Annotated in this window: 2 protein-coding genes (1 of these 2 running past the window's edge); both read right to left on the bottom strand. The window is 64.8% G+C overall.

The annotated features are described in order from the left end of the window. Positions 1-8,149 carry the 5' portion of a non-ribosomal peptide synthetase gene (locus tag DXT77_RS03245; protein WP_119426607.1) on the bottom strand. 6,500 nt of this gene lie to the left of the window's left edge, so only the first 8,149 of its 14,649 coding nucleotides appear in the window; the start codon lies at positions 8,147-8,149; the stop codon falls past the left edge of the window. Beyond that, positions 8,146-24,414, bottom strand: a complete 16,269-nt coding sequence (locus DXT77_RS03240) for a non-ribosomal peptide synthetase (protein ID WP_119426606.1) — start codon at positions 24,412-24,414, stop codon at positions 8,146-8,148. The genes DXT77_RS03245 and DXT77_RS03240 overlap by 4 nt, the downstream gene beginning before the upstream one ends.

Below are 24,414 nucleotides of genomic sequence, written 5' to 3'. Positions count from 1 at the left end.
CGACCACCATTTCCAGCCCGCGCTCGACGCAGATCGCCACCCGCGCATCCGGGCCAACGCCCAGCCCGCGCAAGTGATGGGCCAAACGGTTGGCCCGAGCATTCAGCTCGATGTAGCTCAGTTGCTGCTCGCCGGAAAGCACCGCCACAGCCTGCGGCGACCGTAAGACCTGCGCCTCGAACAGACCGTGAATGCTTTGCTGAAGGTTGTAATCAACGTCCGTGGCATTGAAGCCGTGCAGCAAATGCCGACGCTCGTCCTCCGCCAGCACATCGACCTGCTCCAGCAACGCCTGATCATTGCTGACCATGGCCTGCAGCAATTGCTGCAAGTAACCGGCGTAACGCTGAACCGTCGACTCATCGAACAACGCCGTGGCGTATTCCAGCGACCCCCGGATCACACCCTGGGCCTCGCCCAATGTCAGCGACAGGTCGAACTTGGCAAAGTGGCTCGGCTCGGCCACGCCCTCCAGTGTCAGATCACCGAGAGCCAGGGTCGCGCCACTGCCGCTGTCCCAGCTCAACAGCGTCTGGAACAACGGGCTGTGGGACAGGCTGCGCACCGGCCGGGTGATTTCCACCACTTGTTCGAACGGCAGATCCTGATGGGCCTGCGCCTCAAGGGTGCGAGCCTTGACCCGGGCGAGCAACGCCTCGACGGTGAGCGCGCCCGACGTGTCGATGCGCACGGCAAGCGTGTTGACGAACAGTCCGATCAGCCCTTCGATTTCCGCCCGGTTACGGTTGGCGACCGGCGAGCCGATCACCACATCCGACTGCCCGGACAAGCGACCGAGCAACATCGCCCAGGCGCTCATCACCGCCATGTACGGCGTCACGCCGTGGCGTTGGCACAGTGCCTTGAGACCTGCGCTCAAGCCTTCGTCCAGCCGGATGTCGACACTGCTGCCGGCGTAATCCTGCAAGGCCGGGCGTGGACGGTCGGTCGGCAGCATCAGCAAGGCCGGCGCACCGGCCAGGGTCTGCTGCCAGTAATCGCTCTGACGCTGCAAGACTTCGCCACTCAACCAGCGGCGCTGCCACACGGCGTAGTCGCTGTACTGCAACGCCAGCGGCGGCAGCGGATCGGCCTCGCCGTGGCTGAACGCCTGGTACAGCGCCATCAGTTCGCGGGTCAACACGCCCATCGACCAGCCATCGGAGACGATGTGGTGCAGGGTCAGCAGCAACACATGATGATCATCGGCCAGTCGCACCAGACGCCCGCGAATCAGCGGATCGTCCTGCAAATCGAACGGCCCCGAGGCTTCGCCCTGAATCAGCGCGAGCAAGGCGTCGTCGGCCTGCGGGTGCCGGCGCAAGTCCTCGACCCTCAGCAGCACTCCACTGTCGAGGGGCGCGATCAGCACCTGGGCTTCATCGTTGAACTGGGCAAAGCGGCTGCGCAGGGTTTCGTGACGCTCGAGGATCCGCGCCAATGCCCGTTGCAGGGCCGTTTCGTCGAGGCGACCGCGCAGGCGCAGGCCGAGGGGAATGTTGTAGGCGGTGTTTGCGCCTTCCAGTTGCGCCATGAACCACAACCGTTGCTGGGCAAACGACAACGGCAGCGTGCCGTCACGCGGCGCCGGCATGATCGCCGGTTGCGTGCAGCGTCCGGCCTGGGCCAGCACCTCGGCGACAGCGGCGAGTTCGGCGTTGGCAAACAGTTCGGCGAGGGTCAGCTCCACCCCCAGCCGCTGGCGCACCTGAGACAGCATGCGCATCGCCAGCAACGAGTGGCCGCCCAGTTCAAAGAAATGGTCCTGACGCCCGACCTGCTCGACCTGCAGCACCTCGGCCCAGATCTGCGCCAAGGTGATTTCCAGTTCACCTTGCGGCGCCTGATAGTCGCGGGTGAACAAGGCGCTGCGATCCGGCACCGGCAAGGCCTTGCGATCAACCTTGCCGTTGGCGGTCAGCGGCAGCGCGTCGAGCCGGACGAAGGCTGCCGGCACCATGTATTCCGGCAGTTGACCGAGCAGATGCGCCCTCAGGTCGGACACCGCCAGCGCTTCGCCCTGCGCCTGTTCAGTGAAATACGCCACCAGCCGAACCTGCCCGGGTTCGTCTTCGCGGGCCACCAGCACCGCTTCCTGGATGCCGGGCAACTGATTCAGGCGAGTTTCGATTTCCCCCAGCTCGACGCGCACGCCACGAATTTTCACTTGATCGTCGTTGCGCCCCAGGTACTCGATGGAACCGTCGGCGCGCCAGCGCGCCAGGTCGCCGGTGCGATACATCCGGCCGTGGTTGAACGGGTCGCGCAGGAAGCGTTCTTCGGTCAGATCAGGTCGATTGAGGTAACCCCGGGCTACACCGGCACCGCCCACATACAGCTCTCCGGCCACGCCAACCGGCACCGGGCGCTGCTGTTCATCGAGCAGGTACACCGTCGCGTTGGCGATCGGTTTGCCGATGTGCAGCGCCTGCCCCGCCTCGACGATGCCCGAGGTGGCAACCACCGTCGCCTCGGTCGGGCCGTAGTTGTTGACCACATCGAACGACTGCTGACGATTGAACTGACGGAGACGGTCGCCACCGATCAGCAGTGTGCGCAGGGTCGGGTGTTCGAGGTTCTGGCTGAACGCGTATTCGGCCACCGGGGTCGGCAGGAAGCTCACGTCCAGCGGCTGCGCGCGCCACCAGTCGAGCAACGCGTCCACGTCTTCGCTGCCGTCGCGGGCCGGCGCCAGGTGCAGGGTCGCGCCGGCGCACAGGGCCGGCCAGACTTCCCAGGCCATGGCGTCGAAACCGAAACCGGCAAGGCTCGAGGTGTGGCGACCGGCGCACAGATCGAATGCCTTGCAGTGCCAGTCGACGAGGTTGCTCAAAGTGTGGTGTTCGACCATCACGCCCTTGGGCAAACCGGTGGAACCCGAGGTGTAGATGACATAGGCCAGGTGTTCGGCAGTCAGGTCCGGCACCTGCGGATTGCCGGTCTCGGTGTCCGGCCAGGCCTGCAAATCGAGGTCGATCACCGGCACGTCCAGCGCCGGCAGTCGTTCACGCAAATCACTCAGGCACAGCACCGCCACCGGGGCGCTGTCGCTCAGCAGATAGTTCAAACGCTCCGCCGGGTGCGCCGGATCCACCGGCACATAACCGGCGCCGGCCTTGAGAATGGCCACCAGCCCCACCAGCGTATCCAGCCCACGCCGGGCGACGATGGCCACGCGATCATCAGGGCGAACGCCCAGCCCGATCAGGTGATGAGCCAAGGTGTTGGCCTGCCGGTTCAGCTCGGCAAAGGTCAACGCCTGCCCCTGACAGACCGCCGCGACCGCTTCGGGCCGCTCGATCACTTGCGCTTCGAATCGCTGCGCAATAGTCAGCCCCGACACAAACTCCGCGTGCGTGTCGTTGAATGCCACCAACAACTGTTCACGCTCGTGAGCCTGCACCATATCGAGCTGTTCCAGCTGCGCCTGATCGTTGGCGACCATCGCATGCAGCAACTGCTCGAAGTAGCCGACATAACGCTGGATCGTCGATTCATCGAACAGCGCCGTGGCGTATTCCAGCACGCCGCGAATGCCATCGCGGGTTTCGCCCAACGTCAGCGACAGGTCGAACTTGGCGAAGCGGGTCGTACCGGCCACGTTTTCCAGCGCCATCGCCCCCAGTTCCAGCGCCGGCCCTGAGCTGCTTTCCCAGCTCAGGGTGGTCTGGAACAACGGACTGTGGGACAGGCTGCGCGCCGGCCGGGTGACCTCCACCACCTGCTCGAACGGCAAGTCCTGATGAGCCTGGGCCTGCAATGTCAGCGTCTTGACCCGGGCCAGCAGCGCTTCGACGCTAAGCCCGCCGGACGTGTCGATGCGCAGGGCCAGGGTATTGATGAACAAGCCGATCAGCCCTTCGATTTCCGCACGACCACGGTTGGCAACCGGCGAGCCGATCACAACGTCCGACTGACCGGACAAGCGACTGAGCAACAACGCCCAGGCGCTCACCATCGTCATGTACATCGTCACGCCATGGCGCTGGCTCAGTGCCTTGAGCCCGGCGCTCAGCGGTTCGTCGAGCCGGAACTCGACGCTGCTGCCGGTGTAATCCTGCTGCGCCGGACGCGGACGGTCGGTCGGCAGCACCAACAAGGTCGGGGCCCCGGCGAGGGTTTGCTGCCAGTAATCGCTCTGCTGCTGCAGCACTTCGCCGCTCAACCAGCGGCGTTGCCAGATCGCGTAGTCGGCATATTGCAGCGCCAGTGGCGGCAACGGATCGGCCTCACCCAGGCTGAACGCTTGATACAGCGCCATCAGCTCGCGGGTCAGCACGCCCATCGACCAGCCATCGGAAATGATGTGGTGCAGGGTCAACAGCAACACATGGTGATCGTCGGCCAACCGGACCAGACATCCGCGGATCAACGGATCGTTCTGCAAGTCGAACGGTGTCGAGGCCTGTTCCCGGATCAACGCCTGCAGGGCGTCGTCGGCGTGTGGATGCTGGCGCAGATCCTCGACCCGCAGCAGCAGGCCGCTGTCGACCGGCGCAATCATCACCTGCACATCATCGTCGTGCGGGACAAAACGGCTGCGCAGGGTTTCGTGGCGGTCGATGATCCGCGCCAGTGACCGTTGCAGCGCCGCCTCGTCGAGATGACCGCGCAAACGCAGGCCCAGCGGGATGTTGTAGGCGGTGTTGACCCCTTCCATGCGCGCCAGGAACCACAGCCGCTGCTGGGCGAACGACAGCGGCAGCGCGCCGTCCCGTGGCACCGGCAACATGGCCGGCTGCGAGCTGCGCCCGGCCTGGGCCAGCACCTCGGCAACCGCTGCCAGTTCGGCATTGGCAAACAAATCGCTCAGGGCCAGTTCGACGCCCAAGCGTTGGCGGACCTGGGACACCATGCGCATCGCCAGCAACGAGTGGCCACCCAGCTCGAAAAAGTGATCCCAGCGCCCGACCTGCCCGACTTGCAGCACGTCGCCCCAGATCCGTGCCAGCGCGATTTCCAGCTCACCGTGCGGTGCTTCGTAATGGCGGGTGAACAATGCCGCGCGATCCGGCGCCGGCAGGGCCTTGCGGTCGACCTTGCCGTTGGCGGTCAACGGCAACGCATCCAGCCGGACGAACGCTGTCGGCACCATGTACTCGGGCAACTGCGCCAGCAGGCAAGCACGCAGCTCGGCCACCGGTTGCGGTTCGACCTGTGCCTGTTCCGTGTAATAGGCGACGAGACGCGGCTGGCCAGGTTCGTCTTCACGGGCCAGCAATACCGCTTCCTGAATGCCGGGGAGCTGGTTGAGACGGGTTTCAATCTCGCCCAGCTCGATGCGCACGCCGCGAATCTTCACCTGGTCGTCGTTGCGTCCCAGGTATTCGAGGGTGCCGTCGTCCTGCCAGCGCGCCAGGTCACCGGTGCGGTACATGCGCCCGCCGTTGAACGGATCGTCGAGAAAGCGCTCGGCCGTCAGGTCCGGACGATTCAGATAACCCCGGGCAACCCCGGCGCCCCCGACATACAACTCCCCCGCCACGCCGATGGGCACCGGACGTTGCTGCTCATCCAGCAGATAGACCGTGGCATTGCTCACCGGACGACCGATGTGCAAAGCCTGCCCGGCTTCGACCTTGCCCGAGGTCGCCACCACCGTGGTTTCGGTCGGGCCGTAATTGTTGATCACATCGAAATGCCGGTGACGGCTGAACTGCCGCAGGCGATCTCCGCCGATCAGCAGTGTGCGCAAGGTCGGGTGTTCGAGGTTTTGACTGAAGGCGTATTCGGCCACCGGGGTCGGCAGGAAGCTCACGTCCAGCGGTTGCGCGCGCCACCAGTCGAGCAAGGCGTCGATGTCTTCGTTGCCGTCGCGGGTCGGGGCCAGGTGCAGGGTCGCGCCGGCACACAGGGCCGGCCAGACTTCCCAGGCCATGGCATCGAAACCGAACCCGGCAAGGCTTGACGTGTGGCGACCGGCGCACAGATCGAACGCGCCGCAATGCCAGTCGACGAGGTTGGACAGGGTGCGGTGTTCGACCATCACGCCCTTGGGCAGACCGGTCGAGCCCGAGGTGTAGATCACATAGGCCAGATGTCCGGCGGTCAGGCCCGGCACCTGCGGATCGTGGGCCAGGCTCAGTGGCCAGGTGCGGCGGTCAAGGTCGATCACCGGGACATCGAGCGTTGGCAACCGGTCACGCAGATCGCTCTGGGTCAGCACCACCGCCGGTGCACTGTCGCTGAGCAGGTAGCTCAGGCGCTCGGGCGGATGCGCCGGGTCGACCGGTACGTAGCCGGCCCCCGCCTTGAGAATCGCCAGCAGCCCCGCCAGCGTATCGAGCCCGCGGCGGGCGACGATGGCCACGCGGTCATCAGGGCGGACACCCAGGCTGATCAGATGATGGGCCAGGGCGTTGGCGTGCAGGTTCAGCTCGGCATAGGTCACTTGCTCACCGAGGAACACCGCCGCCACCGCTTCCGGCCGTTCGACGACTTGCGCTTCGAAACGCTGATGAATCGTCAACCCTTGCGGATAGTCGGCCAGGGTGGCGTTGAAGCCGCGCAGGATCTGCTCGCGCTCCACCTCCGGGAGGATCGGCACCTGGCTGACCGGTGAATCCGGCGCCTGCTCCAGCGCGGACACCAGACCGTTCAGGGCGCCGAGCATGTAATCGCACACCCGTTGCGGATCGACTTCAGTGGTGGCGAGCAGGGTCAGGCTGAAGGCGTCGCCCAGGTCGTCGATACTCAGGGTCAGCGGATAGTTGGTGCGCTCTTCCGAGTGCAGGGTAGTGATGCCTTCCCATGCCGACAGGGTTTGTGCGCTGGCCGACGCGGCGCCATGGCTGTGGCGGTAATTGAGCAAGGCGCTGAACAGCGGCGTCGGCGCGGCCACGCTGCTGCAGCGCTGGGCCAGCGCCAGCGGCGCGTGTTCATGGCGCATCAGGGTGGTCAGGCGTGCGTGGGTCGCCTGCACGGCGCTGCGCACGCTCTGAGCATCGACGTCTACTCGCACCGGCAAGGTGTTGATGAAAATGCCCAGCGCCCGGTCGGTGGCTTCGGCGCCTTGCAGACGGCCCATCAGTACCGTGCCGAACACCACGCGTTGCTTGCCGGCAAGCGTGGCCAGCACCTGCGCCCAGGCCAGATGGAACAGACTGGCCGCACTCACCCCGAGCTGCCGTGCCTGCCCCCGCAGGCGTTGGCCCAAGGCCGGCTCGACCGGCACGCTCAGTTCGGTGATGCCGTGCCCGTCGCCCTGCACATCCTGCAGGCCGAACGGCAAGGTCGGCTCGTCGATGTCACCGAGCATGTCGCGGAAGAACGATTCGTGCTCGCTCTCGCTGACACCCAGCCGTGCCTGCGCCACGTAATCCCGAAACGCAACCGGCCGCCCCAGCAGATTGCCCTGCCCCGTGAGAAACGCACGCATCTCATGGCGCACCACATCGAGCGCCGAGTGATCCAGCGCCATGTGATGGAACAGCAATGTCGCGACCACCCGTTTCCCGGCTTCGTCCCAGGCATGGGCCAGACGCATCATCGGCGCCCGGCTTACATCCATGCGGAATTCCCGGGCATCGAAACGTTCGTGCAAATAGTCCAGCGCATCGCCTTCGGCATCGATCTCTTCCACCGGCAATCCGGCCTCACGCCAGACCACTTGCTGCGGTGTATCCAGCCCCTCCCAGACCACCGCTGTACGGAGGATGTCGTGGCGATCGATGACGGCCTGCAATGCCTGAATGAACGCGTTCAACCGATCACGATCAGCGAAAGCGAAATGCGCCTGCATCACATAGGGATCACCCTGGGTGGCGCTGACGTGGTGGTAAAGAATGCCTTCCTGCAACGGCGCCAGCGGATAGATGTCCTGCACGTTGGCCGCGCCGCCCGGCACGTCGTCCACCAGACGGTCGATGGTCGCCTGATCGAGGTCGGCCAGGGTCAGCATCGCCGGAGTGATGCGCGTGGTGCCGGGTGCAATGCCATTGGCCGGCACCTCGACCTGACCGCTCTTGGTCGCCGAATATTGCCCGGCCTTGATCAGCTCGATCAGCGCCGGTTTGTGCTCGCGCAACAGCGCCAGCACCGCAGGATCGCTCAGCGCCTGTTTGTTGCCCTGTACGCGCAACTGGTCGTCGGTGACCGCCAACTGGATGTCTTTCGCTTTAAGTGTTGCCAACAGTTCGATCACGTTCACAGGACGATCTCCATTCTTTCCGTAATTGCGGCGTAACCGGCCAGGGTCGGTTGTTCGAACAACGCCCTGACCTCGGCTTCCATGCCTTCCTGACGTAACCGGCCGATCAGACTGACCGCCAGCAATGAGTGCCCGCCCAGTTCAAAAAAGTTGTCGTGGCGCCCTACCCGCTCCACGTTGAGCAGCTCGGCCCAGAGCCCGGCCAGCAGGATTTCCACCTCGCCGACTGGCGCTTCGTACTCGCGAGTGATGACCGACGCCTGATCCGGCACCGGTAGAGCCTTGCGGTCGAGCTTGCCGTTGGGACTCAGCGGCAGCGCATCGAGATGCACGAACACCGCCGGCACCATGTAATCCGGCAGGTGTTCCAGCAGATGACCGCGCAGCAAGTCGATTTCCAGCCGGGCGCCGGTGTAATAGGCGACCAGACGTTTGTCCCCCGGCACGTCCTCGCGGGCCAGCACCGCGGCCTCCTGCACGCCGCCGATGTCGGTCAGGCGCGACTGGATTTCACCCAGTTCGATGCGCAGGCCACGGATCTTCACCTGATCGTCGTTGCGACCCAGGTATTCGATGTTGCCGTCGGCCAGGTAGCGGGCGACGTCGCCGGTGCGGTACAGGCGGCCGTTGGGCTGGAACGGGTCGTTGAGGAACCGCTCGGCGCTGAGTTCTGGACGATTCAGGTAACCGCGAGCAACCTGCACGCCGCCGATGTACAGCTCGCCGACCACGCCTTGCGGCACCGGTTGTTGCTGGGCATCGAGGATGTACATGCGGGTGTTGGCGATCGGTTTGCCGATGGGGGTGTTGTCTGGCGTTTGCTCCAACGGACCAGAGCAATCCCAGGCGGTAACGTCCACTGCCGCTTCGGTCGGGCCATAGAGATTGTGCAAGCCACTGTTCGGCAATTGCTGCTTGAAGCGCCGCACCAGACTGCCCGGCAACGCTTCACCGCTGCACATCACCTGGCGCAAACCGTGGCAACGTGCGGTGGCGCCATGGGCGAGGAACACGTCGAGCATCGACGGCACGAAGTGCAGCGTGGTGATGCGTTCGGCTTCGATCACTTCACTCAGGTACAGCGGATCCTTGTGACCGCCGGGACGGGCCATGACCAGTCGCGCACCGGTCATCAACGGCCAGAAAAATTCCCACACCGACACGTCGAAGCTGAACGGGGTTTTCTGCAGCACTGAATCTTCAGCCGTCAGGCGATAAGCGTCCTGCATCCACAGCAAGCGGTTGACCACCCCGCTGTGCTCGTTGATCACGCCTTTCGGCTGCCCGGTCGAGCCGGAGGTATAGATCACGTAGGCCGTGTGCTGCGGAGTCAACCCATCGACCGAAGGGTTATCAGCCGACAATGATTGCCAAGTGTCGTGATCCAGATCGACCACTGGTACCGCGACCTCACCCAGCAACGCGCGGGTCGACCCCTGCACCAGCACCGCCGACGGCGCGCTGTCTTCCAGCATGTAAGCCAGACGCTCCAGCGGATACGCCGGATCCAGCGGCACATATCCACCGCCGGCCTTCAGAATGGCCAGCAGCCCGACCACCATCTCCAGCCCGCGCTCGACGCAGATCGCCACCCGCGCATCCGGGCCAACGCCCAGTCCGCGCAAGTGATGGGCCAAGCGATTGGCCCGAGCATTCAGCTCGGCATAACTCAGTCGCTGCTCACCGGAAAGTACCGCCACAGCCTGCGGCGACCGCAAGACCTGCGCCTCGAACAAGCCGTGGATGCTTTGCTGAAGGTCATAACCGACATCGGTCGCGTTGAAGTCGAACAACAGCCGCTGCCGCTCTGCCCCCTCAAGAACCGGCAAACGATTCATCGCCCGCGTCGGTGCCTGTTCCAGCGCCTCCACCAACGCCAGCAACGCCGTCTGCATGTAACCGCAAATCCGCTGCGCGCCGATGTCCGCCGGCACCATGGCAATCAGCGAGAAGCCGCTGCCCAGGTCATCGACGTTCAGGCTCAGCGGGTAGTTGGTGCGCTCTTCGCTGCTCAGGGTCTCGATGCCCTGCCAGGCCTGAACCACGCTGTCCGCATGCTCTGCACCGTGGCTGTGCCGATAGTTGAGCATCGCGCTGAACAACGGCGACGGCGCCGCGATCCCGCTGCAACGCTGGGCCAGTGCCAGTGAAGCATGCTCATGCCCCAACAGTGCGGTGAGACGCTGATGCGTCGCCTTGACCGCCTCGCGCACCGGGCTGTCACCCAGATCGACCCGCAACGGCAAGGTGTTGATGAACATGCCCAGTGCACGGTCGGCGCCCTGGCCGCCTTGCATCCGGCCCATCAGCACGGTGCCGAACACCACGTTGTCCTGCCCGGAGGTCGCCGCCAGTACCTGGGCCCAGGCAAGGTGGAACAGGCTGGCCACGCTGATGCCCATCTGCCGTGCCTGACTGCGCAGGCGCAGATTCAGGCCGCTGTCGAGTACCTGCTGCACTTCCTCGATGCCGCGTCCGTCGCCGCGCACATCGCGCAGACTGAACGGCAGGGTCGGCTCGTCTATGTCACCGAGCATGTCGCGGAAAAACGCTTCATGCTCCGACTCCGTAACGCCCAACCGCGCCTGCGCCACGTAATTGCGATACGGCACCGCTGCCGGCAACGGCTCATCGACCCCGCGCAGGTACGCCTGCATTTCGTGGCGCACCACTTCCAGCGCGGTGTGGTCAAGCACGATGTGATGGAACAGCAGCATCGCCACCACCCGGCCACGGGCCGGATCCCGGGCATACACCAGACGCAGCAACGGCGCCTGGGCGATGTCGAGGCGGTAATGCCGCGCATCGAATCGGGCGTGCAGTTGCTCAAGAATGTCGCCGGCCGCAGGATCCAGCACGACCTCCTGCACCACCAGTTCAGCCCGACGCCACACGACCTGCACCGGCACGCTCAAACCTTCCCACACCACGCCCGTGCGCAGCACGTCATGGCGGTCGATGACGTGCTGCAGTGCCGCAGTGAAACGCTGCACACGTTCAAGACTGTCGAACGCGATACGCGATTGCAGCAGGTACGGGTCGCCCTCTCCCGCGCTCAAGTGGTGGTAAAGAATGCCTTCCTGCAACGGTGCCAGCGGATAGATGTCCTGCACGTTGGCGGCGCCGCCCGGCACGCTGGACACCACGCGGTCGATGGCGGCCTGATCCAGCGAAACCAGCGTCAGCATCTCCGGAGTGATGCGGGTGCAACCGGCTACGATGCGATTGGCCGGCACTTCGATTTCACGACCGCTGCCCACGGCCGCAGCCAGCGCGGCCAGGGTCGGTTGACTGAACAGCACCCGCACATCGGTGCTCAGGCCGATCTGGCGCATACGCTCGATCAGGCTCACCGCCAGCAGCGAGTGCCCGCCCAGTTCGAAGAAGTGATCGTGGCGCCCCACCCGTTCGACGTTCAGCACCTCGCCCCACAATCGGGCCAGGGCGATTTCGGTCTCGCCGAGCGGAGCCTCATACTCGCGCACCAGCACCGACTCGGCGCCGGGAGCCGGCAGCGCCTTGCGCTCCACCTTGCCGTTGGGGCTCAGTGGCAGGCTGTCGAGCGCCACGAAGGCCGACGGCACCATGTAGTCCGGCAGGCGTGCAAGCAAGTGTTCGCGCAACGCCTCGATCCCCGGTTGCCCGGCCTCGGCGTGCCAGGTGAAGTACGCCACCAGACGTTCTTCACGCACCAGCACCACGGCTTCACGCAGGGCCGGATGGCTGAGCAGTTGCGCTTCGATTTCACCCGGTTCAAGGCGCAGGCCGCGCAGCTTGACCTGGAAGTCGTTGCGCCCGATGAACTCGAGCTGACCATCGGCGCGGTAGCGCACCAGATCGCCCGTGGCGTACAGCCGATCGCCGGCCACGAACGGGCTCGGGATAAACCGTTCGGCCATCAACTGCGGCAGGCCCAGATAGCCCCGCGCAACCCCGGCACCGCCGATGAACAACTGACCAATGACGCCCATCGGCACCGGCCGCTCGGCGGCATCCAGTACATACAGACGGGTGTTGTTGATCGGCCGTCCGATCGGCAAGGCGCCGTCCGGTACCGGCATCGACGGTTCCAGCGTCCACACCGTGCTGTCGACCGTCGCTTCGGTCGGGCCGTAAACATTGTGCAAGCGCACCTGCGGCAGGCGCTCGCGCACAAGGCTCGCCAGTGCCGGTGTCAGGTCGCCGCCACCACAGAACACATCGGTGAGGCTGCTGCACTGGCTGACGTCGTCCTGCTCGAGAAACTGTTGCAACAGCACCGGCACGAACTGGATCACGCTGATCCGCTGCTCACGAATCACCTGCGCCAGATACGCCGGCTCGCGGTGTCCGTCAGGACGCGCCAGCACCAGCCGCAGCCCGGCGCTCAACGGCCAGAACAGCTCCCAGACCGAGGCATCGAAACTGAACGGGGTTTTCTGCAACAGCGCACCATCCGTCACGGCGGGACACAGCTGCGAACTCCAGTGCAGCAGATTGCCGACGCCGCGATGCTCGACCATCACGCCTTTCGGCGCCCCGGTCGAACCGGAGGTGTAGATCACGTAGGCCAGGTTCGAAGCGTTGAGGCCCGGCACTTGCGGATTGTCCTGCGGGTTGAATGTCCAGTGGTCCTGATCCAGATCGATCACCAGCGCGGTGCTTTCGTCGAGCAATGCGCGAGTCGCCCCGTGCACCAGCACCGCTACCGGCGCGCTGTCCTTGAGCATGTAATCCAGACGCTCCGCCGGATACGCCGGGTCAAGCGGCACATAGGCACCGCCCGCCTTGAGGATGCCGAGCAGACCGACCATCAGTTCCAGCCCGCGCTCGACGCAGATCGCCACCCGCGAATCCGGCCCCACGCCCAGTTCGCGCAGGTGATGGGCCAGACGGTTGGCCTGAGCGTTGAGTTCGGCGTAGGTCAGCCGCTGTTCACCGGCCTGCAACGCGATGGCTTGCGGTGTACGTTGGACTTGCGCTTCGAACAACCCGTGAACGGTTTGCTCCAGATTGTCTGCGGTGCCGGTGTCGTTAAGGTCGTACAGCACCTGCTGACGCTCTGCACCGTCGAGGATCGGCAAGCGATTCAGCGGCTGATCCGGTGCCTGTTCCAGGGCATCCGCCAGTTTCTCCAGCGCGGTCTGCATGTAATCGCAGATGCGCTGTGAACCGATGTTCTCCGGGGTCATGGCGGTGAGCACAAAACCGTTGCCCAGATCATCGACGCCCAGGCTCAGCGGGTAGTTGGTGCGTTCTTCGCTGCTCAGGGTCTCGATGCCTTGCCAGGCCTGACGCAGGTTTTGCTGCTGCGCTTCGTCGGCGCTGTGCCGGTAGTTGAGCATCGAACTGAACAGCGGCGACGGCGCGGCCACCCCGCTGCAACGCTGGGCCAACGCCAGTGACGCATGCTCATGGCCGAGCAATGCGCTCAGGCGCGCATGCGTCGCCCGAGCCCCTTCGCGCACCGGGGTTTCACCGAGATCGACCCGCAGCGGCAAGGTGTTGATGAACATCCCCAACGCCCGGTCGGCACCCTCGCCGCCCTGCATCCGGCCCATCAGCACCGTGCCGAATACCACACGATCCTGCCCGGATGTCGCCGCCAGCACCTGCGCCCAGGCAAGGTGGAACAGGCTGGCCACGCTGATGCCCAGTTGCCGGGCCAGGCTGCGCAGACGCTGACCGGTGGCAGCCGTCAGGGCCTGTCGCGTTTCCTCGATGTCGCGACCGTCGCCTTGCACATCCTGCAAGCCGAACGGCAAGGTCGGCTCGTCGATGTCGCCGAGCATGTCGCGGAAGAATGCTTCGTGGTCCTGCTCGCTGACACCCAGCCGCGCCTGCGCCACGTAATTACGATAAGGCACCGCCGCGCCCAACGAGGCTTCGCGCCCTTGCAGGCAGGCGAGCATTTCGTGCTGCACCACGTCCAGCGCGGTGTGATCCATCACCACATGGTGGAACAGCAACATCGCGACCACCCGGTCGTGAGCCGGATCACGGGCATACACCAGACGCAGCAACGGTGCCTGGCTGATGTCGAGGCGGTAATGACGGGCATCGAAACGCCCGTGCAATTGCTCGAGGATGTCGCCCTGTGCAGGGTCGAGCACGATTTCCTGCACCGCCAGTCCGGCGTGACGCCACACCACCTGCATCGGCGCGGCCAGTTCCTGCCAGATCACCGCCGTGCGCAGGATGTCGTGGCGGGCAATGACCTGACGCAGCGCCGCCGCAAACGCGTCCACACGTTCGACGTTGTCGAAGGCCAGCCGCGATTGCAGCAGGTACGGGTCGCCCTGTTCGGCGCTCAAGTGGTGATAAAGGATGCCTTCCTGCAACGGCGCCAGCGGATAAATGTCCTGCACGTTCACGGCGCCGCCGGGCACCGTGGCAACGATGCGGTCGATGCTCGGCTGATCCAGTTCGGCCAGGCTCAACAGGTCCGGGGTGATATGGGTGCAATCAGCAGGAATGCGGTTGGCCGGTACTTCGATCTCACGACCGCTGCCCACCGCAGCGGCCAGTGCAGCCAGCGTTGGCTGGCTGAACAGCACGCGCACGTCGGTGTTCAGGCCGATCTGGCGCAGACGTTCGATCAGGCTGACGGCCAGCAACGAATGGCCACCCAGTTCGAAGAAGTTGTCGTGACGACCGACCTTTTCCAGTTTCAGGACATCCGCCCAAATCTGCGCCAGTGCAGTTTCCACCGGGCCTTGCGGGGCTTCGTATTCACGGCTGAGCCAGGCGTTCTGATCCGGTTCCGGCAAGGCCTTGCGGTCGAGTTTGCCGTTGGCGGTCAGCGGCAAGGCGTCGAGTCGTACGTAAGCCGCCGGGATCAAGGCTTGCGGCAGAAGCCCTTGCAGATGATTGCGCAGGGCTTCGATATCGGCCGGCGCACGCTCGGTGAACCACACCAGCAACTGCCCGTCGCGCACCAGCGCCACGGCGTCCTGCACCGTCGGATGGCTGGCCAGCGCGGCTTCGATTTCCCCCAGCTCGACCCGCACGCCGCGCAGTTTCACCTGATCGTCGTTGCGGCCCAGGTATTCGATATTGCCGTCCGCCCGCCAGCGCGCGAGGTCGCCGGTGCGGTACATCCGCGCCTGCGGCTGGTCGCTGAACGGGTCGGCGAGGAAGCGTTCGGCGGTCATTTCCGGACGATTCAGGTAACCCCGCGCCACACCGGCGCCGGCCACGTACAACTCGCCCGTCACCCCCACCGGCACCGGACGTTGCTGGTCATCCAGCAGATAGATGCGGGCGTTGGCCATCGGACGGCCGATGTGCAGCGGCTGACCGACCTCCACCGGGCCGGAGGTCGCGACCACCGTGGCTTCGGTCGGGCCATAGTTGTTGATCACCGCAAAGCGCTGCGCACGGTTGAACTGACGCAGTTTGTCGCCACCAATCAGCAAGGTGCGCAGGGTCGGGTGTTGCAACTCGCGGCTGAAGGCGTATTCGGCCACTGGCGTTGGCAGGAAACTCACCTGCAATGGCTGCGCCCGCCACCAGTCGAGCAATTCGTCCAGGTGTTCATTGCTCACCGATTCCGGCGGCAGGTGCAGGGTCGCGCCGACGCACAGAGCCGGCCAGACTTCCCAGGCCATCGCATCGAAACCGAACCCGGCAACGCTGGCGGTGTGGCTGCCGGCGTGCAGGTCGAAGGCTTCAGCGTGCCAGTGCACGAGGTTTTCCAAAGTCGCGTGTTCGACCATCACCCCTTTCGGCTGGCCGGTGGAGCCCGAGGTGTAGATGACGTACGCAAGATTTGCCGGGGTCAGGTACGGCAGTTGCGGGTTGCTGTCGGGCAGGTGCTGCCAGGCGTCGCTGTCCAGATCGATCACCGGCATCATGCCCGGCAGGTCCCGGGTCGAGGCCTGGACCAGCACGGCCACCGGATCGCTGTCCTGCAACAGGTAGGCAATGCGCTCCGCCGGGTGCGCCGGATCCACCGGCACATAACCGGCACCGGCCTTGATAATCGCCAGCAACCCCACCAGCATCTGCGGGCCACGACGCACGCAAATGGCGACGCGGTCGTCCGGTTGCACACCGAGGCCGATCAAGTGATGGGCCAGTTGGTTGGCGCGCTGATTGAGCTGCCCGTAGGTCAGCTGTTGTGCGCCCTGAATCACGGCGAGGGCATGCGGATTGCGCTGGGCCTGCGCCTCGACCAGTGCGTTAATCGTTGCACCACGGGGATAGGCCGTGACCGGGGGATTGAAGCCCTCGACCAGACGTTCCAGTTCCGCAGTCGAAAGGATCGGCAAGCGGTTCAACGGTTTTTGCGGCGTCTGTTCCAGCGCCTGCACCAGTTGTTCCAGCGCGGTGTGCATGTAACTGCAAATCCGTTGCGCACCGATCTGGCTCACCGCCAGAACCGACAAGGCGAACCCTTCGCCCAGATCGTCAACGCTCAGGGTCAGCGGGTAGTTGGTGCGCTCTTCACCGCCGAGTTTCTGCACGCCCTCCCAGATACCCTGGCCGTTCTGCGACGGCTGCGCGGGGGCGCTGTGACGGTAGTTGAACAAGGCACTGAACAGCGGCGACGATGCCGCGACACCGCTGCAACGCTGGGCCAGCGCCAGCGAGGCATGTTCATGCCCCAGCAACGCGGTCAGTCTTGCGTGAGTCGCCTTGACCCCGTCCCGCGCGCCGGCACCGACATCGATGCGCAGCGGCAAGGTATTGATGAACACCCCCAGCGCCCGGTCGGCACCATCGCCGCCCTGCATCCGTCCCATCATCACCGTGCCGAACACCACATCGCGGCGGTTCGACAGCACGCCCAGCACTTGCGCCCAGGCCAGGTGCATCAGGCTGGCGGCACTCACGCCCAGTTGCCGCGCCTGTTCACGCAGACGCACATTGAGCTCGGCCGCTACCGGTTGCAGCGCTTCCTCGATGCCGTGACCGTCGCCCTGCACATCCCGCAGCCCCAGCGGCAGGGTCGGCTCGTCGATGTCGCCGAGCATCTCGCGGAAAAACGCTTCGTGTTCCTGCTCGCTGAGCCCCAGGCGCGCCTGGGCCACATAGTTGCGATAGGGAATCGGCGCTGAAAGGTGGTCGATCTCACCGAACATCACACCGCGCATTTCATCGACGATCACTTCCAGCGCGGTGTGATCGAGAATCAGGTGGTGGGACAGCAGGATCGCCACCACACGCTGCTGCTTCGGATCTTCGGCATACACCATGCGCAGCAGCGGCCCCTGGCTGATGTCGAGGCGGTAGTGACGGGCATCGAAGCGCTCGTGCAATTGTTCAAGGATGTCGCCGTTTGCTGAATCCAGCGCGACGTGCTGAACCACCAGTTCGGCGTGGCGCCACACCACTTGATGAGGCGTCGCCAGGCCTTCGTGGACAACGCTGGTACGCAGGATGTCGTGGCGTGCGATGACCTGCTGCAAGGTGTCGGTGAAGGTGCGCAGGCGCTCGACAGTGTCGAAGGCCAGCCGCGATTGCAGCAGGTACGGGTCGCCCTGCTCCGCGCTCAAGTGGTGATAAAGGATACCTTCCTGCAACGGCGCCAGCGGATAGATGTCCTGCACGTTGGCGGCGCCGCCCGGCACCGTGACGACGATCCGGTCGATGCCGGCCTGGTCCAGTGCGGTCAGACTCAGCAGGTCCGGGGTGATGCGCGTGCAATCAGCAGGAATGCGGTTGGCTGGCACTTCGATTTCGCGACTACTGCCCACCGCTGCCGCCAGCGCTGCGAGCGTTGGCTGGCTGAACAGCACGCGCACGTCGGTGCTCAGGCCGATCCGGCGCAGGCGTTCGATCAGGCTCACTGCCAGCAATGAATGGCCGCCCAGCTCGAAGAAGTTGTCGTGGCGACCAACCTTTTCCAGCTTCAGGACATCGGCCCAGATCTGCGCCAGCGCAGTTTCCACCGGGCCTTGCGGGGCTTCGTATGCCTGACTGAGCCATGCGCCCGGATCCGGCAGCGGCAAGGCTTTGCGGTCGACCTTGCCGTTGTTGTTCAACGGCAATGCGTCGAGTTGCACCCAAGCCGACGGCACCATGTATTCCGGCAAACGCGCCTGCAATTGACTGCGCAAAATCGCGCTGTCGACGCCTTCATCGGCCGTGAAATACGCCACCAGACGCAGCGGTTCCTGGCCGTCCTGACGGGCCAGCACGATGGCTTCCTTGACCCCTCCGCAGTTCAGCAGGCGGTTTTCGATTTCTCCCAGTTCGATGCGGAAACCACGGATTTTCACCTGATCGTCGTTGCGGCCGATGCATTCCAGTTGCCCCGGTGCGAGCCAGCGTGCGAGGTCGCCGGTGCGGTACAGCAACGCCCCCGGTTGATCGCCGAACGGGTCTTGCAGGAATTTCTCGGCGGTCAGGTCCGGGCGATTCAGATAGCCCAACGCCACGCCCTGGCCGCCGATGTACAGCTCGCCGGTCACGCCCATCGGCACCGGTTGCTGACGGGCGTCGAGTACGTAGACCTGGGTGTTGGAGATCGGGCCTCCAATCGGCACGCTGTCAGCATCTTCTGCCACTTCGCGCACTTCGAAGGTTGTGGCGTAGGTAGTGGTCTCGGTCGGGCCGTAACAGTGGACGATGCGCAGGTCTGGCGCCTCGGCCAGCAAGCGGCGGAAGGCAGCCGGATCGGCACGTTCGCCACCGCACAGCACCATGCGCAGGCCCTTCAGCGCTTCCGGGATCAACTGCACGTACTGGTTGAACAGCGCGGTGGTGACGAACAGGATCGTGACGCCCGAAGCGGCCAATACCTGCCCGAACACGTCTGGATCAAGCAAGGTGTCGTGATCGATCACAACCACGCGCCCGCCGTTGAGCAGCGGCCCCCAGACGTCCATGGTGCTGGCGTCGAATGCCGGGTTGGAAGCGAACGCCACACGATCCTGCGGATTGAAATCGGCATAACCGTTGTTGATCACCAGCCGCCCGATGGCCCGGTGCGGCACCATTACCCCTTTCGGCGTACCGGTGGAGCCGGAGGTGTACATGATGTAGGCCACGGATTCCGAGGACTGCGGCAGGTCCGGGTTGTGTGTCGGTTGCACGTCGAGTTTCAGCGCATCGAGGTCGATCCGACGCACGCTGTAGCCGACTGACTCGGTGCTCAAGGTCAGCAGCGCTTTCGCCCGACAATCCTCAACCATGAACGCCTGACGTTCGGCCGGGGCGTTGATGTCCAGCGGCACATAAGCCGCCGCACATTTGCCGATGCCCAGTTGCGCGACCAGCAGATCCAGCGACCGCGGCAGCAGGATCGCCACATGGTCGCCCGGTTGCACACCCTGCCCGATGAGATGATGGGCCAGGCAATTGGCCCGTTGATTCAGCTCTTCATAAGTCAACGCGGTGTCGCCATGCACCGCTGCCACGGCTTGCGGATGCCGTTTCACTTGCTGTTCAAACAGACTGTGAACCGTCGAACCTGACGGGTATTCCCGCTCAGTGGCATTGAACTCAGCCAGCAACTCTCGACGCTCATGCGGAGGCAAAATCGACAACTGATCGACACCCCGTTGCGGCGTCTGCTCCAGCGCCTGCACCAGACTGTCGAAGGCAACATTGATGTACTCGCAGACACGCGCCCCATCGATGCCCGGCACCGCCTGCACACTCAGACGCAAGCCTTCGCCAAGGTCATCGACGCTGACCACCAGCGGATAGTTGCTGCGCTCGCGGGAGCTGAGCAGTTCAATGCCATCCAGCGTCAGCCCCGCAGCCTGCGGTGCGCTGTGGCGATAGTTGAGCAACGTGCCGAACAGCGGCAACGAGCCGGAAACCCCGCTGCAACGCTGGGCCAGCGCCAGCGACGCCTGTTCATGGGCGAGCAATTGCGCCAGCCGTTCATGGGTGGCGAGCACGCTGTCGCGCACCGCGGTGGCGGTCACGCTGACGCGCAGCGGCAAGGTGTTGATGAACAGGCCCAACGCCCGGTCCGCGCCCTCGCCGCCCTGCATCCGGCCCAGCAGTACGGTGCCGAACACCACTTCGTCCCGGCCGCTGATCTGCGCCAGGACCTGCGCCCAGGCCTGGTGCGCCAGACTCGCCACGCTGATGCCGAGCCGCCGCGCCTGCTCGCGCAGACGCAAGGCCAGCGCGGTGTTCAGCGTAAGTTGGCTGTCGAGCACCGCGCTGCCGTCGCCGTGCACGTCCTGCACGCCGAACGCCAGGGTCGGCTCGTCGATGTCGCCGAGCATGTCGCGGAAAAACTCTTCATGCACCTCGGCATCCGCGCCGAATCGGGCCTGTGCGACGTAGTTGCGGTACTGCACCGGGGTCGCCAGTTCGGCGGCGTGACCGTGCAGCACGCTGTTCATCTCGCTCACCAGCACTTCCAGCGCGGTGTGGTCGAGCATCAGGTGATGCATCAGCAGGATGCCGACCCAGCGCTTGTGCTGCGGATCCTCGGTGTAGGCGAAGCGCATCATCGGTGCGCGACCCAGGTTCAGACGATAGTGACGCGGGTCGAAACGTGCCTGCATCTGTTGCAGCACGTCGCCTTCGAGTGCTTCGTCATCCACCCGTTCAAGCGCCAGCGGTGCCGCACGCCAGACCACTTGCACCGGCTCTTCGAGGCCTTCCCAGACCACGCTGGAACGCAGGATGTCGTGGCGCGCGATCACCACGTTGACGGCGCGGACGAACGCCTTGATCGACTGAATCCCGTCAAACACGAATTGCGCCTGCAACACGTAAGGATCGCCCGCAGTCGCTGCCATGTGGTGATACAGAATCCCCGCCTGCAACGGCGCCAGGGCGTAGATGTCCTGCACGTTGGCGACGCCACCGGGGACACTTTCCACGATCCGGTCGATGCCGGCCTGATCGAGTGAGGCCAGAGGCAGCATGTCTGGCGTGATGTAGTGGCAGTCAGGGGTGATGCGATTGACCGGTACTTGAACGCCGGACGACACGCCCAGGGTTGCCGCCAGTCCCGCCACGGTTGGCCGACCGAACAGGACCCGCACATCGCAGCTCAGTTCCTGCTGGCGCATGCGCTCGACCAGTTTCACCGCCAGCAAGGAATGGCCGCCCAGTTCGAAGAAATTGTCATGCCGCCCGACCTGCTCGACGTTAAGCAGGGTCTGCCAGATCCCGGCGATTCGGCATTCCACATCGCCGACCGGCGCCTCATAGCCGCGCAGCAACTGGCCGCTTTGATCCGGCGCCGGCAAGGCCTTGCGGTCGAGTTTGCCGTTGGGGCTCAGGGGCATGGCGTCGAGATGGACGAATGCCGTCGGCACCATGTAGTCCGGTAACTGCTCCAGCAGGTGGCTGCGCAGTTCGCCGATGTCCAGCGGTTCACCGCTGTAGTACGCCACCAGCCGTGGATCGCCGGTCACGTCTTCGCGCACCAGCACTTCGGCGGCGAGTACAGCGTCGAGTTGCATCAGCCGCGCCTGGATTTCCCCGAGTTCGATACGCAAGCCGCGAATCTTCACCTGATCGTCGTTGCGACCGAGGTATTCGAGGTTGCCGTCGGCCCGATAGCGGCACAGGTCACCGGTGCGGTACAGCCGCGCGTTCGGCTGATCGCTGAACGGATCGTCGAGGAAACGCTCGGCGGTGAGCGACGCAAGATTCAGGTATCCACGCGCCACCTGCACGCCACCGATGTACAGCTCGCCGGCCACGCCCAGCGGCGGCGGTTGCAGTTGGTCGTCGAGAATGTACAAGCGGGTGTTGCTGACGGGGCGGCCGATGGGCAACTGCGCCTCTGGCACCGGCATCGACGGTTCCAGCGTCCACACCGTGCTGTCCACAGTGGTTTCGGTCGGGCCGTAGACGTTATGCAAGCGCACCTGCGGCAGACGCTCGCGTACCTGACGGGCCAACGCCGGCGTCAGCTCGCCACCGCCACAGAACACATCCGTGAGACTGGTGCACTGGCTGACATCTTCCACGTCAAGGAACTGTTGCAACAGCGCCGGGACGAACTGGATCACGCTGATGCGCTGCTCGCGCACCACTTGCGTCAGATACGCCGGTTCGAAGTGCGCGTCGGGGCGCGCCAGTACCAGGCGCAGACCAGTCGTCAGCGGCCAGAAGAGCTCCCAGACCGAGGCGTCGAAACTGTAAGGGGTTTTCTGCAACAGGGCGCCGTCCACCACGGGCGGGCACACCTGCGAGCTCCAATGCAGCAGATTACCCAGGCCACGGTGCTCGACCATCACCCCTTTCGGCGTGCCGGTGGAGCCCGAGGTGTAGATCACGTAGGCCAGGTTCGAAGCGTTCAGGCCCGGCACCTGAGGATTTTGATCGGGGTAGTCCTGCCAGTGATCCTGATCGAAATCGAGCAGCGGCACTCCACCCGCCTCAAACAGCGCCCGGGTCGCGCCGTGCGCCAGCAACGCCACCGGGGCGCTGTCCTTGAGCATGTAGTTCAGGCGTTCCGCCGGGTAAGCCGGGTCCAGCGGCACATAGGCGCCACCGGCCTTGAGAATGCCCAGCAGGCCGATCACCAGTTCAGGCCCGCGTTCGACACAGATCGCCACCGGTGTATCCGGCCCGACACCCAGCTCACGCAACCGGTGAGCCAGGCGATTGGCCCGGGCATTGAGTTCAACATACGTCAGTGACTGCTCACCGGACTGCAATGCAATGGCCTGCGGCGTGCGCTCGACCTGAGCCTCGAACAGGCCATGAACGGTCTGTTGCAGATCGAGATCGACGTGACTGTCGTTGAAGCCCACCAGCAATTGCTGCCGCTCCTGCTCCGGCAAAACCGGTAACTGGTTGATCAGCGTCTCGGGCGATTGCTCCAGGGCATCGAGCAAGGCGTCGAGTGCGGTTTGCACATAGGCGCAGACCCGTTCGGCACCGATGCCGGTCGGGGCGATGGCGGACAGCCGGAAACCACTGCCCAGGTCATCGACGCTCAGGGTCAACGGATAGTTGGTCGGCTCCTTGCCACTCAGGACCTGGACGCCGGGGGCCAGGTCGATCACCGCGGCAACATCACCGACAGCGCTGTGGCGATAGTTGAGCATGGCGCTGAACAACGGCGTCTGCGCATTCAACGCACTGCACCGCTGGGCCAGTGCCAGTGAGGCCTGTTCATGGGCGAGCAAGGCGCTCAGCCGTCGGTGTGTGGCGAGCACGCCGTCGTGAACGCTTTGCGCGCCGACATCGACCCGCAGCGGCAAGGTGTTGATGAACATGCCCAGCGCCTGCTCGCCTCCGTCGCCCGCCTCCATGCGCCCCAGCAACACGGTGCCGAACACCACCGAGGTGCGCCCGGACAACTGGCCCAACACCCGCGCCAGCGCCAGGTGCATCAGGCTCGCCACGCTCACGCCGAGTTGCCGCGCCTGCGTGCGCAGTCGCAGGTTCAATGCGTCGCTGAGCGTCAGCTGCGCATCTTCGAAATCCTGCCCGCCGCCCTGAACATCCTGCAGGCCCCACGGCAGTGTCGGCTCGTCGATATCGCCGAGCATCTCTCGGAAGAAATGCTCGTGGGCCTGCTCATCGAGCGCCATGCGCGCCCGCGCCAGGTGATTGCGAAACGGTACCGCCGGCGCGACGTGTTCGCTTTGCCCTTGCAGCCAGGCCTGGATTTCCCGGCGCACCACATCCAGCGCCACGTGGTCGATGATCATGTGATGGAACAGCAGCAGCGCGACGATCCGCCCCTGCGCCGGATCCCGTGCATAGACCAGGCGCAGCAGCGGCGCCTGCTGCAGATCGAGGCGCAAGTGACGGGCGTCGTAACGCGCCTGCAACTGGCTGAACACGTCAGTGGACGTGTCGAGCTGCACCTCTTCGCAGACCAGCGGCGCCTGGCGCCAGACCACCTGCACCGGTTCGTCCAGGCGCTCCCAGACAAACGAGGTGCGCAGAATGTCGTGACGGTCGATCACCCATTGCAAGGCCTGGGCAAACGCGTCGAGGCGCTCGTGACTGTCGAACGTGAACTGCGCCTGTTGCACATACAGATCACCTTCACCGGCGGCGAGGTGCAGATACAGCATGCCCTCCTGCAACGGCGCCAGCGGATAGATGTCCTGCACATTCGCCACGCCATCCGGCACGGTGGCGACGATGCGGTCGATGGCCGGTTGATCCAGTTGCACCAGCGGCAGCATGTCCGGGGTGATGCGCAGCGCCGGGCTCGACCAGTCGCCGCCATGGCTCGCCACCAGCTCCAGCAACTGCGCCTTGTGTTTGGCGAGGCTGTCCCAAAGCGCGTCGTCCAGCGCCTCGTCGTCGCCCAGAATGACCAGGTCTTCATCGTCCTGTTGAAGGCGGATCGCATGGGTGGAAATAACAGCCATCAGCTCGCGAAATTGCAT

This window comes from Pseudomonas sp. 91RF (assembly GCF_003576265.1).
Lineage (GTDB): Bacteria > Pseudomonadota > Gammaproteobacteria > Pseudomonadales > Pseudomonadaceae > Aquipseudomonas > Aquipseudomonas kribbensis.
This window is presented reverse-complemented; position numbering and strand designations above follow the sequence as displayed.